This window comes from Leisingera sp. M658 (assembly GCF_025144145.1).
Taxonomy (GTDB): Bacteria; Pseudomonadota; Alphaproteobacteria; order Rhodobacterales; family Rhodobacteraceae; genus Leisingera.
The window spans coordinates 967,220-982,409 of the sequence record NZ_CP083546.1 but is presented as its reverse complement, the minus strand read 5'-3'; the positions used below and the strand labels follow the sequence as shown (position 1 = coordinate 982,409).

12 protein-coding genes are annotated in these 15,190 nt (G+C 54.9%); 8 read left to right on the top strand and 4 right to left on the bottom strand.

The window, feature by feature from the left end; all coding sequences use genetic code 11:
• Positions 1–149 precede the first annotated feature (149 nt).
• The 6 genes from K3724_RS04965 (at position 150) to K3724_RS04940 (ending at position 7,138) form a co-directional block, all read left to right on the top strand.
• Positions 150–1,982 carry a TniQ family protein gene (locus K3724_RS04965; protein WP_259990637.1) on the top strand — a complete coding sequence of 611 codons (1,833 nt, stop codon included), beginning with the start codon at positions 150–152 and terminating at the stop codon, positions 1,980–1,982.
• A gap of 179 nt (positions 1,983–2,161) precedes the next feature.
• Positions 2,162–3,070 carry a metallophosphoesterase gene (locus K3724_RS04960; RefSeq protein WP_259990635.1) on the top strand — a complete coding sequence of 303 codons (909 nt, stop codon included), beginning with the start codon at positions 2,162–2,164 and terminating at the stop codon, positions 3,068–3,070.
• A gap of 113 nt (positions 3,071–3,183) precedes the next feature.
• Positions 3,184–4,041 carry a metallophosphoesterase family protein gene (locus K3724_RS04955; protein WP_259988009.1) on the top strand — a complete coding sequence of 286 codons (858 nt, stop codon included), beginning with the start codon at positions 3,184–3,186 and terminating at the stop codon, positions 4,039–4,041.
• A gap of 272 nt (positions 4,042–4,313) precedes the next feature.
• On the top strand, positions 4,314–4,871 hold the full coding sequence (locus K3724_RS04950) for a metallophosphoesterase (protein WP_259990633.1): 558 nt from the start codon (positions 4,314–4,316) through the stop codon (positions 4,869–4,871).
• A 280-nt stretch (positions 4,872–5,151) separates the two neighbouring features.
• A complete protein-coding gene (locus K3724_RS04945; RefSeq protein ID WP_259990631.1) occupies positions 5,152–5,649 on the top strand; it encodes a hypothetical protein in 498 nt (165 codons plus the stop codon).
• Positions 5,650–5,980: 331 nt separating this feature from the next.
• Entirely contained in the window at positions 5,981–7,138 is a 1,158-nt protein-coding gene (locus tag K3724_RS04940) for an RES family NAD+ phosphorylase (RefSeq protein ID WP_259990629.1), read from the top strand.
• A gap of 298 nt (positions 7,139–7,436) precedes the next feature.
• On the opposite strand, the gene K3724_RS04935 is transcribed toward K3724_RS04940, so the two are convergent.
• From K3724_RS04935 to K3724_RS04925, 3 genes are read right to left on the bottom strand one after another with little or no spacing between them, the layout of a single operon-like run.
• On the bottom strand, positions 7,437–8,021 hold the full coding sequence (locus K3724_RS04935) for a superinfection exclusion B family protein (protein WP_259990627.1): 585 nt from the start codon (positions 8,019–8,021) through the stop codon (positions 7,437–7,439).
• A 10-nt stretch (positions 8,022–8,031) separates the two neighbouring features.
• Positions 8,032–9,360 (bottom strand): ATP-dependent helicase, encoded by a 1,329-nt coding sequence (locus K3724_RS04930; RefSeq protein WP_259990625.1) that lies wholly within the window; start codon positions 9,358–9,360, stop codon positions 8,032–8,034.
• Positions 9,350–11,191 (bottom strand): ATP-dependent endonuclease, encoded by a 1,842-nt coding sequence (locus tag K3724_RS04925; RefSeq protein ID WP_259990623.1) that lies wholly within the window; start codon positions 11,189–11,191, stop codon positions 9,350–9,352. Before K3724_RS04925 ends, K3724_RS04930 begins: the two co-directional genes overlap by 11 nt.
• A gap of 257 nt (positions 11,192–11,448) precedes the next feature.
• Between K3724_RS04925 and K3724_RS04920 the strand changes: the two genes are divergently transcribed.
• A complete protein-coding gene (locus K3724_RS04920) occupies positions 11,449–11,838 on the top strand; it encodes a nucleotidyltransferase domain-containing protein (protein WP_259990621.1) in 390 nt (129 codons plus the stop codon).
• Between the two features lie 293 nt (positions 11,839–12,131).
• Here the strand turns inward: K3724_RS04920 and K3724_RS04915 are convergent, their stop codons facing one another.
• On the bottom strand, positions 12,132–14,417 hold the full coding sequence (locus K3724_RS04915; RefSeq protein WP_259990619.1) for an adenosylcobalamin-dependent ribonucleoside-diphosphate reductase: 2,286 nt from the start codon (positions 14,415–14,417) through the stop codon (positions 12,132–12,134).
• A gap of 199 nt (positions 14,418–14,616) precedes the next feature.
• Between K3724_RS04915 and K3724_RS04910 the strand changes: the two genes are divergently transcribed.
• Complete coding sequence (locus K3724_RS04910; protein WP_259990617.1) at positions 14,617–15,048, top strand: DUF1489 family protein; 432 nt, start codon at positions 14,617–14,619, stop codon at positions 15,046–15,048.
• Positions 15,049–15,190 lie beyond the last annotated feature (142 nt).

Here is a 15,190-nt window from a genome sequence, read left to right as displayed (position 1 = left end):
CCCGCCCAACGCTTAAACACAAGCCCTGATTACAACGCACTACTTCTCCATTGAAGCCTAGCGCGGACACAATCTAGATTGCCTTGCTTCCCAGGCTTCCTAGTCAAATCGCGCCTTACACCATCTGTGGCATTTGATATCCAAGTGAAATGAACCAGCACCTGTCCCTTGTCCCGGAGCTTGGCAACCGCGAGCCAGCCTTTTCCTTCGCTTCCCGTGTTGCTGCCTACAATGGCGTCAGCACCCAGGATTTCACTGCCGACATGGGGCTTTCTTTCACCAGGATCATCGACGGGGCAACAAAGGACTTGGCGCAGCTTGCGATACTCTGCAGCCAGTCCGCGGAGGCGATCGAAGCCTGGTCTCCGAAATACCTTGGCTCCAGGCGGCATCGGTTCCGCGGGCAGTACATGCATGCCAAGGCGATTAGAGAAACAACGGTTCGCGGCTGCCCTCTATGCCTGCGCGAGGACGCAGAAGGTCAGGATTTGCCGCCAGACCAGGCAATGCATCTACGCGGAGACTGGCTTTTCCGGCCGGTCACGCTTTGTCTTGAGCACCTTCACCCGCTTGTCCCTCTTTGGAAAGCTTCATCCAAGACAGACAGGTACGATGTAGCTACTCGCATGGCAGAAATCGCTCCAGCCATCTTTTCAGGCGAACTGGACGAACCCACGCGTGAACCCAGTGATTTCGACAAATGGATTGGAGCGCGGCTGCGCGGCGAGAAATCCGGCATCTGGCTGGATCAGTTTTCCCTCTATCCTGCCGCTCATTTCTGCGAGTTGTTGGGAAGAACCCTTTGGACCCAAAAGTGGCCGAAATGGAGAAAATTCCCACCTGAAGATGCCTGGCTCGTCTTTAGCGCAGGATTCCAATGGGCATATTGCGGCGAAGAACGCATCCGCGATGCTCTGGGCCAGATCCAGGACCAGGTTGGAGAACCGACAGAGGGCCCCAAGAAGAAGTTCGGAGACCTCTATGACCGGTTGGCATTCGATTTGCGTTCTGAAGAGTACTCACAATTCAGAGCTATTCTGCGTGACCACATTGCGACAACCTGGCCGTTGGGGCCTGGAGACGATCTCATGGGCGAACCTGTTTTGGAGCGCCGCGTCCACTCGGTTATCACGGCTTCGCGGGAGGTGGGAATGGACCCCCGCCGGTTGCGCAAGCTCCTTGTCGAAGCCGGATACGTCCAGCCTAGGGAGGCTGGCGACAAGGGCAAGTGGGAAGTATTTGACGCTGCTGCGGCCAAACCATTCCTTGATGGTTTGAATTCACTAAAGTCAGCAGGTGAATTCCAGACCGCACTGAGTATTCCAAGGTATCAGTTCGAACTTCTTAGAGAAGACGGCTATTTTCAACCCTTTCTCGATGGGGCGGATCATAAGCCCCTGTGGGATGTTCGGGCTGGCCGGGCCTTCATCGAAAAACTGTTGACCGGAGCAGAACCGATCTATGTGCCGATGCACCAATGGTCTGACATTCCAAAGGCTGGACAGCGTCTTCAGATCAGGCCTGGCGCGATCATCCAAATGATTGAAACTGGCCAACTGCGCCGCATTGGCAAACACATGACCAAGGACGGCTATCTTTCTCTTCTCGTTACGACTGATGAAGTTGAACGCCTAATGCAGCGACCCGATGCACCAGGCATCAGCCTGGAAAAGTTTGCACAGCAGTGCGGTCTCGTGAGGGCTGCCGCGGTTCGTTTGGTGAGGAGAGGCCACACCCCTTCAACCGTAGGGTTGAACCCCAAAACGGGCGCAATGCAACGCTTTCTATCGCCAGCAGATATCGAGGCATTCCACAAAAGGTTCGTTACGCTGCGCGGCCTCGCCGTCGAAAAGGGAATGACTTGGCAGTCCCTGCGGGTCAGATTGAAAGAGAATGGTGTTCTTCCGTTCAGTCCGGATGGCGAAGACTATGGGGCTATTTTTGAGAGATCAGAGATTGACCTCCTGCTCGACGAAGCCTGAGCTGAAGCCAGTTCGCCGAGATGCTCTCTGTAGCGGTCTTTTCCATTCCACCCGATCTGAGAACGGCAATGGCTTTTGCGAAAAATCATTTAAAACCAAACGCCTAGACTCCACCCCGGAAACGTGCATGGATGTTACGGGCGATCTAAGAAAGCCAGCCAGAGCCGAAGCACCGAAACATGATCATGTCCCGTACCCCGATCGAAATTCCCTGGAAAACGGGCAAGGTCGCAGTGCTCGCAGACCTCCACCACGACAGCTACAATAAAATCCGCAGAGAGCCATTCGAGTCGCACGGCCTGGATCGCAGCCTGCAATGGGCTGAACTCGATGCCTTGATCATTGCGGGAGACCTAGCAAACGCTCCATTCACAAACTGGTCGGCAGCCTTCGCCTATCTGCGCCGCTTCATAGACCCATCAAGGACGATCATTTTCCCAGGCAATCACGACTATTACGCCGCCTGTCTGTGCGCTGATGATGAGCTGGAAAAGCTGGCCAAAGCGGCCGGGGTTCAATTCGCACAGCAGCGCGAGGTGCGCCATGGCGACGACCGCTACTTCTGCACGACCCTTTGGACAGACTTTGCCATGCTGAACGATCCCGAGGCTGCCATGAACGTGGCGCGTCAGCACATGAACGACTATTCGCAGATTTTCAAACGGCTGGAAGCTGGCCCGCTCTCACCATCCGAACTGCTCGGGCGTCCGCAGCAGGTTGCCATTACACCGGAGGACATCCTGGCCTTGCACAACACCCAGCGGAGTTGGCTGGAGGATCGACTTGCAGAACCTCATTGGGTCCCAAACGGCCGCAGCTTCGTAGTCACGCACCACGGCCCCCATCCCGACGCCGCCGGTCAGATCGACGACCTCACCCCGGCGTTTCACTCTGACCTCACGCCTCTGTTCGATCAGCACTGGATTGACGGATGGTACTTCGGGCACTCTCACCGTCGGCTGGCGGCCCAGGTCGGAAGCACCCCCGTGCGCAATGTCTCCGTCGGCTTTCCCCTTGAAAAGCACGGTCCAGAAGAGCTTCCGCTGGAGGAGCTGTGCCTGGTCCCGTTGCCGGGTGCTTCAGGGTGAAATTGGAGGATGGAATAGTTCCCCCTAAGCGCCGCTAGGACCATGCCTGGAAAACATCTCAGGTCATTCCTCTCCGCCCCCCAAAAAACAACAATCAACCACCGTGATGGAACATGCCACAGACCCGAAATTTCAGCCTTCCGCAGCGCCCTCTGCCCGGCACCCTTCCGCAAGGTATCGAGCTTTTTGCCATCGGAGATGTGCATGGGAGAGCGGACCAGCTTGCAGCGATCCTTGAGGCAATTCGCGTAATAGACAGAACTGCTGAGAAGCGGGTGCTGGTCTTTCTCGGTGACCTGATTGACCGCGGCCCTGAGAGCTTGCGCGCCATCCGCTTGGCACTAGAAGCGGGAAGCCTGGCAGGCGCAGACGAAAAGCTCATTTTGCCAGGCAACCATGAGCTGGCGCTCCTCAATGTTCTGAACGGCGGTGATCATCATCTCTGGCTGGCCAATGGCGGCCGGTCACTGCTGGCGGAAATCGCCCCGGACATGGCTCCAGAGCCATTTTCGGATGTCAGGGAGCGCATTGCCTCTTCCATTCCGGAGGCATTCATTCGCGCGATCCATTCCGCACCATCGCATGTGAGGATCGGCGATCTTCTCATGGTTCATGCCGGTTTGGATCCGGATGCCTCTCCGGAAAGACATCTAGACCGGCACCGGCCTCTCTCTGATAGCCACTGGGCCGGAATCCGTCACAAGTTCTTATGTTTCGCAGATGGCTGGGACTATGGCGAAGGGGGTTATTTCAAGGGGGCAACAATCGTTGTCCATGGACACACACCGGCCGTGCGAGAGGATTTGAACCCGCGGGTAGAGGCCATGGCCGAGATGGACGGGATTGATAACTACCGGGCCATTTGCCTGGACGCCGGGGCTTCAACACGGCCTCAAATAGGCTGGGCTCACTTCTATTCCAGCGACGGAAAAACTATGTGCCAGATCTTCGCTTCAGCCGGTTCCAGCTAAGAAGGGTGGAAGCAAAATTCGATCCTGGAACAGGGTTCAAGTGTATCAGCAACTCCTGCCGCGGCACACGTTGAGGATAATGGCGAAGCTGAAATCGCGGCAAGCGAGCAGCCTTGGAAAGGAGCCACAGCCCCATGGTGCGCCGACTTTGCGAAAACGGGAAATTCTGACAAGCACTTGAAGTGGCTAACTTATTCCTTGAGTCTCGCGGCGGAAAACGGCAGCCTTTCCAGAACAGGCAGGCAGTACTGCGCTGAGAACGAGGGGATCACATGGCTGTCTGGTTTACCGCGGACCCGCACTTTGGCCATGAGAACGCCATTCGTTTCTGCAACCGGCCTTATGCCAGTGCTGAAGAAATGGATGCGCACATCCTTGAGCGGTACCGGGCGCGCGTGCAGCCCGATGATGACTTTTGGATTCTGGGCGACTTTGCCGTTGGGAAGGTCACCAACCAGGAACGGGAAAGACTGCGCCAATTATTCGAGCAGATCCCGGGCAAAAAGCACCTGATCACGGGGAACCATGACCGTCCCTGGGTTCGAAGGCTGCAATGGGACAGCGTCAGGGACATGGCTGAGATTCTGGTTGATGGCCGGAGAGTGTTCCTATGCCATTACCCAATGATCACCTTCCCGGGCGCCCGCCGCAAAGCGCTCCAATTGTTCGGCCACGTCCACAATAACTGGCAGGGTACGCGCAACAGCATAAACGTGGGTGTCGACGTTTGGGATTTCCAACCTGTGAGCCTGCCAGAGATTGAGCAGCGCGCCCGAAGGTTGCCTGTAAACCAGTACTGGAATGCGGTGGAACCAGGTTGCAGTCTGTGAACTGCCGCTTGCGAGAGGCCATGCCACTCCTCGCTGCCGCTGAGCTCGGGTAGCAGGGTTGCTAAAGTTCGTAACGCCCGGCGCTCACCAAAGACATAGTCGGCCCTTACCGGACTTTGATCGCTTGCTAAAATGCAGCAACGCCACTTCCGCAAAGCTGCCATTGGCGATGGTATGTCGAATATGACGTCTTGAAATCAATCAAACCTGACCCGATCTTGTATTATCGAAGGGCACCATAAAATGACTTTTTGAGACTGCATTCGGAAGGAAACTACATTTGGAAAATTTGGAACTTGTTGTGCAAAATGCTTTTGAGATCCTTTCAATCCTGATTTCCGCTGGTGCATTATTCTATGCGGCACTTGCCTTCCGCACGTCAAAGCAAGCGATCAAAGCTGCCAGAGATTCCGATATCACGGCTTTGCAAGTAAAAGCGCAGGACAGCATCTCAAATGCGAAGCGTAGCTTCCTGATACTTCAAGAGGCTTGCCTTCAAACGCGACAGGAATGGGACAGTCACAAGGCCCGGCACTTTCCTGCACTTGGCAGTAGTCTGGGGTGCTCGATGTTTGCTGAACCGGATGAAACGCAACACATTAGCACAATTGAGCGTACAGGATTGAAAACGCTTAAAGAACTCCTTGCTTCAACACCCAAGCCTGATGCGTCGGCACCTTCAGAATGGCATCATTTCATTGCAAGAGCACAGTCCGCGTCCACTCAGATCGAACGGCTCAAATTGGGACTTGAAGGGCCAAAACCGCTCCGACACTGACGCCCATTGCTGCCTTTCACACCCGAACCGGTCGCTGCGACGCGGCTTCACCGAAACGGCCCTTCATGCGCTATGCAGCATCGGCACGATCGTCAGAGGCCGGTGAGGCGGGGCAATGCCGCCACTCGCGTAATAGACGCAAACGACGGCAAATAATCCAAAGCAACCAAAGGCTTATTCCTGTCGCTCAGTTGGGCATCAAACATATAGCGCCAGCCGACAGAAATGGGATGAATTACTCTGAAAAAATGTGGTGTTCCCCTATGGAGGTTCACCACATCTGATGACATTCTCTCGCTTGTTGACTAGACGAGGCAGTAGACTAGTGCAAGTGGATGAAGAAGATTTGAAGGTCAGCGTTTGTTTAGAGTGCGCACAGCATCCGAGTTTAAAACGCAACATTGAAGCCGACAGTGTCATTGGGGTCTGTGGCATTTGTTGCAAAACGGATGCCACGGTGCGCAATCCGAACGACACTGAATCAATGGTAATGCTAATTCGAGCACTGATCCGTTTTTACTGGGATGAACTCGCATACAACCACCATTGGGGTGGAGATTCAGTTCTCGATCTGTTTAGTAACCCTGAGAACCCAATACTCAAGCCGTTTGCTTGTGACGAACATCTTGACGAATTTGATTACCTATTGCAGGAGCCGGCTTATCCGGATTGGGATAAGGGAATTTCAGTTTATGCGGGATTCGATTCCGGTGGCCAGCGCATGATGAACTTCGCCATCTCTCGTGCAAGGCCAAAAACAGTAAGCGATCTAAGAAAGCGCATCGATGCTGAAAACTTCGAAGAAGTTTCGGGAGAACTCGATGCGGTGATTTCCCCATTCATATCAGACCTGAAATTCGTGTTGCCAAAGGGAGGCATTTGGTTTAGGGCGCGCACCGGCTACGAAAGTCGCTTCGTTCGCTCCCTGGGCTTCGAAAGTAAAATCGTACGCAAACCTCACATGGGCGCCCAGATTGGCGCGTCACCGAACCCAGGAAACGGTCGACTCAACCGCATAGGCAATCCTGTACTTTACCTTGGATCCAATCCAGATACCGCTCTCGCGGAAATACGCCCCCATCCCGGGCACTATGTTTCTCTGGGTGGATTTGAAATCAACAAGGATCTTTGCGTTGCAGACTTTGATCCAGATATTGCCCTCTTTGCGACCAACGAAAATCGGCTAGAGATGTACGAAGTCATTCATTACTTTGATCGCCTGATGAGCACACCCGTGACGCCGGAGGACAAGGTCAGCTATCGGATCACTCAATTGCTGGCCGAGGTTTTGAAGCAGCGAGGGTTCGATGCAGTTCGTTTTCGCAGTTCGGTTTCAGAAGGTGCCAACCTTTGCCTTTTCGACCCAACGAATGCGGCATTTGTAGACGCCCATTCTGGAGTGCGATACGTTGAGAGCGTCAGTTATACCGCGCCTGAACGTCCTTCCACTATTGCCCCAGGACCTCAACACTACCCGCTAAATGGGTAACTTGGATTCCGGAATCAGCCTAACAAAGGCGGTAGTCCGTGTCGCATCTCAGCTCACCCTGGATGCTACAGACACTCACTGGCATTGTTCTTGGCAAGATGGATCATGGGGAGCCGCAAACCGTCATCGTTTCTATTCTCCAACTGATACAGCATGGAAGTGCGCACACGGCCGGCACGGGCGGCCCAGAGTGGGCTCTCGGCGCAACACTGCAATGCTGCGATTGCAGCCCAAGTTGGGGTCGTTCGCTGAACACGCAAAAACCTCAACTACCTAGGACGAACAGAGCACGGGGAAACTAGCCCCAAGTGCGCCAATCTATAGATCGATGCACTCTCTCTCGGACTTCATCCTCAAACCGTACGGAGTTCCTAAATTCTGCAGGCATGCGCTCGTAACCACGCTCCGCCACAAGTTCAAAAAGTGCGTCAGGCATATAGTGATGCGCCTCGTGTAAGCTTTGGAAACCCGTCATCAATCCTAAGGCATTTTTCTGCCTGAGCGACACCATTACATGGTTGTCATAGCTCGCCTTAATCGTTTTTGAGCCACCTTGAGTCATTGCCCAAAGCACACAAAGTTCATCGAGGTTCAGTGAATAAAAAGTCTTTTCGATATTCTCTTGGTAAGCCTTTTCGCGTGCCCGCCTTTGGAAGGGAGCACTGATCGTGGAAACCGTCCATATTGCCATTTCCAAGATAAGAACTGCCGAGGACAAAAAGAAAACTAACAGAATTTGCGTCTGATACGCGTCGGTAAACTCGGGCTGTTTTAGCCCCAAACGGTCGATGGGAATAAACAGGAGCGCTCCACTAAACAAAAACAGCACAAGGGCCGTTTTTGGTGACTTCAAAGCCTGAAAAAACTGGGTGATGAATTCCATGAAAATCCCTTTAGGATGGAGCGAAGGGAGATGAATTCAGCCGCCCATCTCCAAGAACAATAATGGCGCAATGGCTCTTTGCGCGTGTCACTGCATTGTAGAGCAAGCGCCGCTTGTGCTCATCACTTCCGGTTGCTGATTGCGGCCACAAGACAATAACTCTGTCAAACTCCCTGTTTTTTGCTCCATGAATGGACATAGCTTTTATTCTCGCACTTTTCCTGAAGCCAAGGCGTGTGTTGGTTCTGACTGCATCTGAGACAAAGGAAACCAGTTGATCTTTTTTGAACTCACTTTGGCCTGTCACCCTATGCAGCCTGCGGATACGCCGGTCCACTGATTTGACCGTGGGCATTGCCAAGTGATTGGCCAGCAATGCACATACTTCATCGTATGAAGCTGAGGCTGGAAACCCAATCGCTTCTGTCAGCTCGTCCGCAATGCTGTTATCACCGCCTTCCCAACAGACTGAAAATGCGTTGTGTGGCCATGGCCTTTGCTTTTCTGTGACCGTATTAATTGCTCTCCGTATGATTGTGTACTTCGAATCTGGCGTGAGGATTGCAACGTCGTCAGAGCCAAGTCTCAATTGAAACGCCAAATTCCATGCGAGCAATCCTGGATTTTTAGCCGTGGCTGGAACTTCCAAAAGTTCAATACCTTCGCCGACCCAATGAACCCTGTCAGTCTTCCCGATCGTTTCCTCTTTCAACACGTCCCGAATGTCTTCACCTCTCCTCACTGCCAAAGCGGCGGCAAGCAAACCACTCTTGTCTGTTCGGTGACTTTGAGTAAGGGAGTGAGAGGTTCCGGCGCCTAGCAATTGGTCGATGAAGTCTGCTGTTTCTTGGCCATCGCTCAAACACTGGAAACTGTCCGCGGCAACAACAACCGCGCAACACTCCTTCAAACCAAGAATTATTCCTTGCCGATGGATATCAAGGTCTTGAGCCTCATCGACCAGCACCAAGGGGTAGGTTCTTGCCACCCAACGGCGAACCTCTGCATCTTTCAGGAGCTCACCAGCCAAGAAACAAGGCCCGTGAAACTGGCCCAATTCCCCTGCTTGCTGCCGCATCTCGTCGGTCAGTTTCGCGCTTCTTCGTGTGGCTAATGTCTGAGCAAAAGAGTCAAAGGTAAGACAGTCGAACTTCCGTCTGAATGAAGTTTCAGCGTTCAAGCTTTCCGTTAGCCGCCGTCGCGCACCGTTCATAAAGGTAAGGGCAAGCATACGTTGACCTTCACCCAACACGTCGTTCTCGATCAATTGACGGGCGTGAGCCACCATGCTGAAGGTCTTTCCAGATCCAGCAGGCCCTTCGAAGAAGTCAAAGGTCATTGGGCGGTTCGAAACGGAAGGTGGGCATTGCAGCACCGTCGTCGGTCTCTCGAACGAAAAGTGGAGAGCTCTGGACTGATGGGTCAATTAGTGTGTCACACAGTGCATTAAGTAGCTGCGCTGCCCTCTTGCGGCATGCGGCTTCGCCCATCAGGATCGCCGACGTGATTTCTTGTGTGGGGGCGTAGGACTTTCTTTTTTCTAGAAAAGCAGAAAGCTCTGCCGCGTTACCGATTGCCGTGCCATTGGCTTCAGCTAAGTGAGGCAAAACTTGTGCAAGGTTTGCTTCCGCAATCCAAGTGACCACGTGCTCAACTTTCCAACCAGTTGGCCATATGATTGCCGCACTAGGCGATGGATCAACCGCATTCAGTTCCGTTAGGTAGTCCCTTCCGGCTTGATCTCCGTCGACAAGGATCGCGCAATGATGATGGACCCGTCTGACCGCTTCGTGCGTCTCAGCAATCTTTGCGTCGTCTGTGGGCACGACCCCAACAAACGTCGAAAACTTCGATTGTTCGTCTTCAGGCGAATCCCAACTTTGCCTAAGCTCCAAAGCAGTTTGGAGCGCCTCTAGCCAAGCGACATCGCTGATACCCTCTGGGACCAAAACACGCTGATGCATCAGCGCGGCAATCAGCTTTTGTCGCCAAGCAAAAAAGAGGTGTTGCTTGTGATTGGTCGGACCAGCGGGTGCTGTCTTTGACAATGGCGAAACAGACATTTGCCCATCGTCGTTGTCGACAAAGTAAGTTGCTTCGACAGGGAACATCGCCGCAACAAGTGGCGAGTGTGTAGTGACAATAGTCTGATCGCAGAGCGCGTTTAGCCGGTTGACGAGCCGCTTTTGTTGAGAAGGTTGAATGTGTAGTTCGGGCTCCTCCACCGCGAGGACGAATGACTTATTCGCATCTGCTCTGGCCTTGCCGAATTGCATCAGCAACAGAAGGCTTTGCAAGGAAGTCAAGACAGTTCCCTGCCGGGCGGAAGGGAGGGTTGGGCCGTCCCCGTGAGCAAAATGAGGCACGACAGTTTCAAGGACTGAATTGCTGTCTGTGCCTGTAATCCGAAGCTGAAGTCTTGGTGATGATGGCATGAGCTTTCCAAGTTCATCATTGGCCTGCTCAACAATTGCTTTTAGGCCGTCCTGTTCTTCTAACCGCTGACCTGTTCCCGGTTCCCAAAGACGTTCCCTTGCATCGCGTATAGCAGTCGCAGGAAGACCACCCAATGTTGCAACGAGACGTCGAAAAAGCTCTGAAGTAAAAGAAATCCATTTGTCCCATGCTCGGGAAGCTGGGACCATGAAGAATCCAAGTTCTTGAAGCGTCTTTGACGAAATCGGAGTGTGGCTTGTATCTTCATGGAACGGATCACCAAGGTTTGCTTCATCATCCACAAAGAACCTGACAGTTTCGGCTTCGAGTTCTTGGAGATCAAAACGGGCCGCAAATGCTATCTGAACACTAAGCTCAGTGTGATGTTCGTCTGCCGAGGCGGCAAGGGAGCCTGTACTTGGGTTGAGCCACTTCTCAACGCCTCCGCGATCCATCGCAAACCAAGACGGACTATGTTGCGGGTCATTTTCGGGAAAGCCTGCGATGGTGGCGACAATTAAGATTCGAGATGTTTCGATTGGTCTGCTTTGGTGAAAGTCATGTTCGGTCAAGCGCCGAACCAATCGGTCCCTCCCTAGCAACAGTGCAAGAGCCTCAACAATCGTTGTCTTGCCATTATTGTTCGGCCCAACAAGAACTGAGTGTTTGCCAAATGTAATGTCTGCGTCTTGCACCCCACGCAGGCCGGAAATCTTGAGACGATGAATATGCATTAAAAATTCCTGTTTCGGCCGCTATCAAGATCACGTGGCACGTTTAGGATGAGTATATTGAGATGCATTTCAATTTGAAATGCCATGTGTGCATCTAGGGCTACCGTGCTCAAAACGTCAGCCTATTCGATGTCTGCTTTGCTTAGCTGCTTGAATTTATCCCGCGCCCGTAGCGATCGTCTGCTTTCCGCCCCTGTTTACACGAGTACCGGGAACGGCCCTTTGCCATTTCCCAAATCAAGCTTTCGCTTGTGGCCATGCAGCTGCCCCAAATCAACCTTTCCCATGACAGTTACCGGAGCAGCCTCTATTTTGGGGGCAGGGAGACCCGGATGACACGTTTCGAAGTTTTGCAGGAGCAGCGCAGGCAACTGCATCTGAAGGCGGCAAAAGCCGCCTGGCAGACGATTCATTCGGAATTGGCACGCAAAGGAATCGCACATGAGCTTTTCGGATCGCTCGCTAAGGGGGATTTCCGAGAGCACTCGGACATTGACCTAATGATACTGGGCAAGCTGTCTTGCGGGGAGCGCGCAATGGTCCGCAGGTTCGCGGAAGACACCGCTTCAAACGCCCAGGTCAAACTGGACCTGCACTTTGCGGAAGACCTCACTGAAAGGACGCTGTCGGCCCTTCTTGAGCATTGAACTTCAGGCTATGTCGCGTTGACAACAGGAGGTCATACTGGATTGAGCGGCAAACAAAATTGGGCTCAAGGAATTGCAAATGACTGCGGAAAGCAATCCAGTTTCGCATGTACCCACCCAGAAAGCGAGGAAGGCGGAGCACTAGCTCCGCCTTCTCTGATTGGTGAGGCACTTTGCCGCCCAAACGGACAGTTCTACAGCGCCGTAGAAGCCTAGATCAAAAACCCGTTTTTTGTCGCAAAGACGCAGTTCCGCTGTCGGACGTCACACATCAACAAGAACCCCCAGCCCCTTCAGCCGCACTTCGAATGACCGCAGCTGCGGCAGGTCATGCAGCCTTCGACCATCTGCATGTCGAACTGGCCGCAGCTCGGGCAGGCTTTGCCGCGCGGGGCGTTCAGGTTCACCACCTGCGCCTGCGGGTCGGATTTCAGCCCCATTCCCTCGCCTTCCAGAAAGCCGGTCTTGACCATATGCGTTTCGATCACGCCGCCAATCGCCGCCAGGATCGACGGGATGTATTTGCCCTGCACCCAGGCGCCGCCGCGCGGGTCGAACACCGCTTTCAACTCCTCGACCACAAAGGACACATCACCGCCGCGGCGGAACACGGCCGAGATCATCCGGGTCAGCGCCAGCGTCCAGGCATAATGCTCCATGTTCTTGGAGTTGATAAACACCTCGAACGGACGGCGGTGGTGGTTGATGATGATATCGTTGATGGTCAGATAGATCGCGTGCTCGCTGTCGGGCCACTTCAGCTTGTAGGTATGGCCCTCCAGAGACTGCGGGCGGTCCAGCGGTTCGGACATGTAGACCACTTCGGCACTATCGCTCTCATGCGGTGCCTGGGCGGTCTCGCCCGGCGCGGTGTCGGCGCTTTCGCTGACCGACAGAACCGAGCCGGTCACGTCATTCGGACGGTAAGTGGTGCAGCCTTTGCAGCCCTGATCCCAGGCCTGCATGTAAACGTCCTTGAAGTCATCAAAGGAGATGTCTTCCGGGCAGTTGATGGTCTTGGAGATCGACGAGTCGATCCATTTCTGCGCCGCCGCCTGCATCTTGACATGGGCCGCGGGCGGCAGGGTCTGGGCGTTGACGAAGTAACCGGGCAGTTTGGCATCGGCGCCGAATTTCTCGCGGTACATCTGCACTGCGTAATCGACCACTTCCTCTTCGGTGCGCGACCCGTCCTTCTGCAGCACCTTGCGGGTGTATGCATAGGCAAACACCGGCTCAATGCCCGAGGACACATTGCCGGCATACAGCGAAATGGTGCCGGTCGGCGCGATGGAGGTCAGCAGTGCGTTGCGGATGCCATGCTCGCGGATTGCGTCGCGCACGTCCTCGTCCATGTTCAGCATATTGCCGGAGCTGAGGTACGCCTCGGCGTCGAACAGCGGGAAGGCACCCTTCTCCTTGGCCAAATCCACCGACGCCAGATACGCGGCGCGGGCAATGCTATGCAGCCATTCGTCGGTTTGACGCGCCGCTTCGTCCGAACCATACTCCAGACCAAGCATCAAGAGCGCATCGGCCAGGCCCGTGACCCCCAGGCCGATCCGGCGCTTGTTCTTGGCTTCCTGCGCCTGCGCCTCCAGCGGGAATTTGGAGACATCGACCACATTGTCCATCATCCGCACCGCGGTGGCGACTAGCTCCTGCATCGCCTCCTGGTCCAGATGCGCGTCTTTCTCAAACGGATTGGCCACCAGCCGCGCCATGTTGACCGAGCCCAAAAGGCACGCACCATAGGGCGGCAGCGGCTGCTCGCCGCAGGGGTTGGTGGCGCAGATGTTTTCGATATAGGAAAGGTTGTTGGCCTTGTTGATCCGATCGATGAAGATCACGCCGGGCTCGGCATAATCATAGGTCGCCTGCATGATCTTGTTCCACAGATCGCGCGCCTGCACGGTGTGGTAGACCTTGCCGTCAAACACCAGTTCCCAGGACCCGTCGGCCTTGACCGCATCCATGAAAGCATCGGTGATCAGCACCGACATATTGAACATGCGCAGGCGGGCAGAATCGGATTTGGCAGTGATGAAAGCCTCAACATCCGGATGGTCGCAGCGCATGGTGGCCATCATCGCGCCGCGGCGCGAGCCCGCCGACATGATGGTGCGGCACATCGCATCCCACACATCCATGAACGACAACGGGCCGGAGGCATCCGCCGCCACGCCCTTCACATCCGCGCCGCGCGGCCGGATGGTTGAGAAGTCATAGCCGATGCCGCCGCCCTGTTGCATGGTCAGCGCTGCTTCTTTCAGCATGTCGAAAATCCCCGACATGCTGTCCGGCACGGTGCCCATCACAAAGCAGTTGAACAGGGTCACCTGGCGCGCGGTGCCTGCACCTGCGGTGATCCGGCCTGCGGGCAGGTATTTAAAGTCTTCCAGCGCGGCAAAGAACTTCTCCTCCCAGGCATCCGGCGATTGCTCCGCCCGCGCCAAATCGCGCGCGATGCGCCGCCAGCTGTCCTCGACGGTGACGTCGATCGGCGTGCCATCGGCCTGCTTGAAACGGTATTTCATATCCCAGATTTGCTCGGCGATGGGGGCGGCGAAGCGGCTCATATGGCGAATCCTTTGAGTCGTGTGGCAGCACGAATGCAGCTTGAATGGCGGCTTCGATACTACAGGCAAGACAGATTTCTCAACGCTGAAAACGTACATCGCTGAGAATTTATTACCGAGTGTACCACAAGACCTTGCTAGCACCAAACTCCGAACTACTATATAAAGGTGCCGCTCTGGACGACTCTGTGGGGAACCTGTGGATAAATGCGTGAACCTTGTGAAGCTTTCGGTTGGCACCGAAAGCGTCGAAAGCCTGATGGCCTGGCAGGAGATGCGCCGCCGCGAACTGCCCGAAGGCCTGCCACGCCACGTCACCCGCATGTGGCCCAAGCGCGAGGCGGAGATCCTCAACGGCGGCTCAATCTATTGGGTGATCAAGGGGCTGATCCAATGCCGCCAGCGCGTGCTGCGCATGGATGAGGTCATCGGCGAAGACGGCATCCGCCGCTGCGCCATCATTCTGGAACCGGAATTGCACCGTACCCTCACCGCGCCGAAACGCCCATTCCAGGGCTGGCGCTATCTGAAAACCGAAGACTCACCCGCCGACCTGCCTGCCGGCAAAAGCCAAGAAGAGCCGCTGCCGCTGGAACTCTCGCAGGCACTGGCGGAAATCGGAGTGATCTGAGGCTTTCCGCACCCCCCCGCGGCGTGCCTCGCCAGCGCCGGGCGTCAGCCCGGCGCCCGGCCCAACCGGAACGGCGGTATCTTGGATGCCGCTGCTCCGGGCGGGAGAACTCTGGCTCACGGACCGCTTAGGTTTCAAAAAA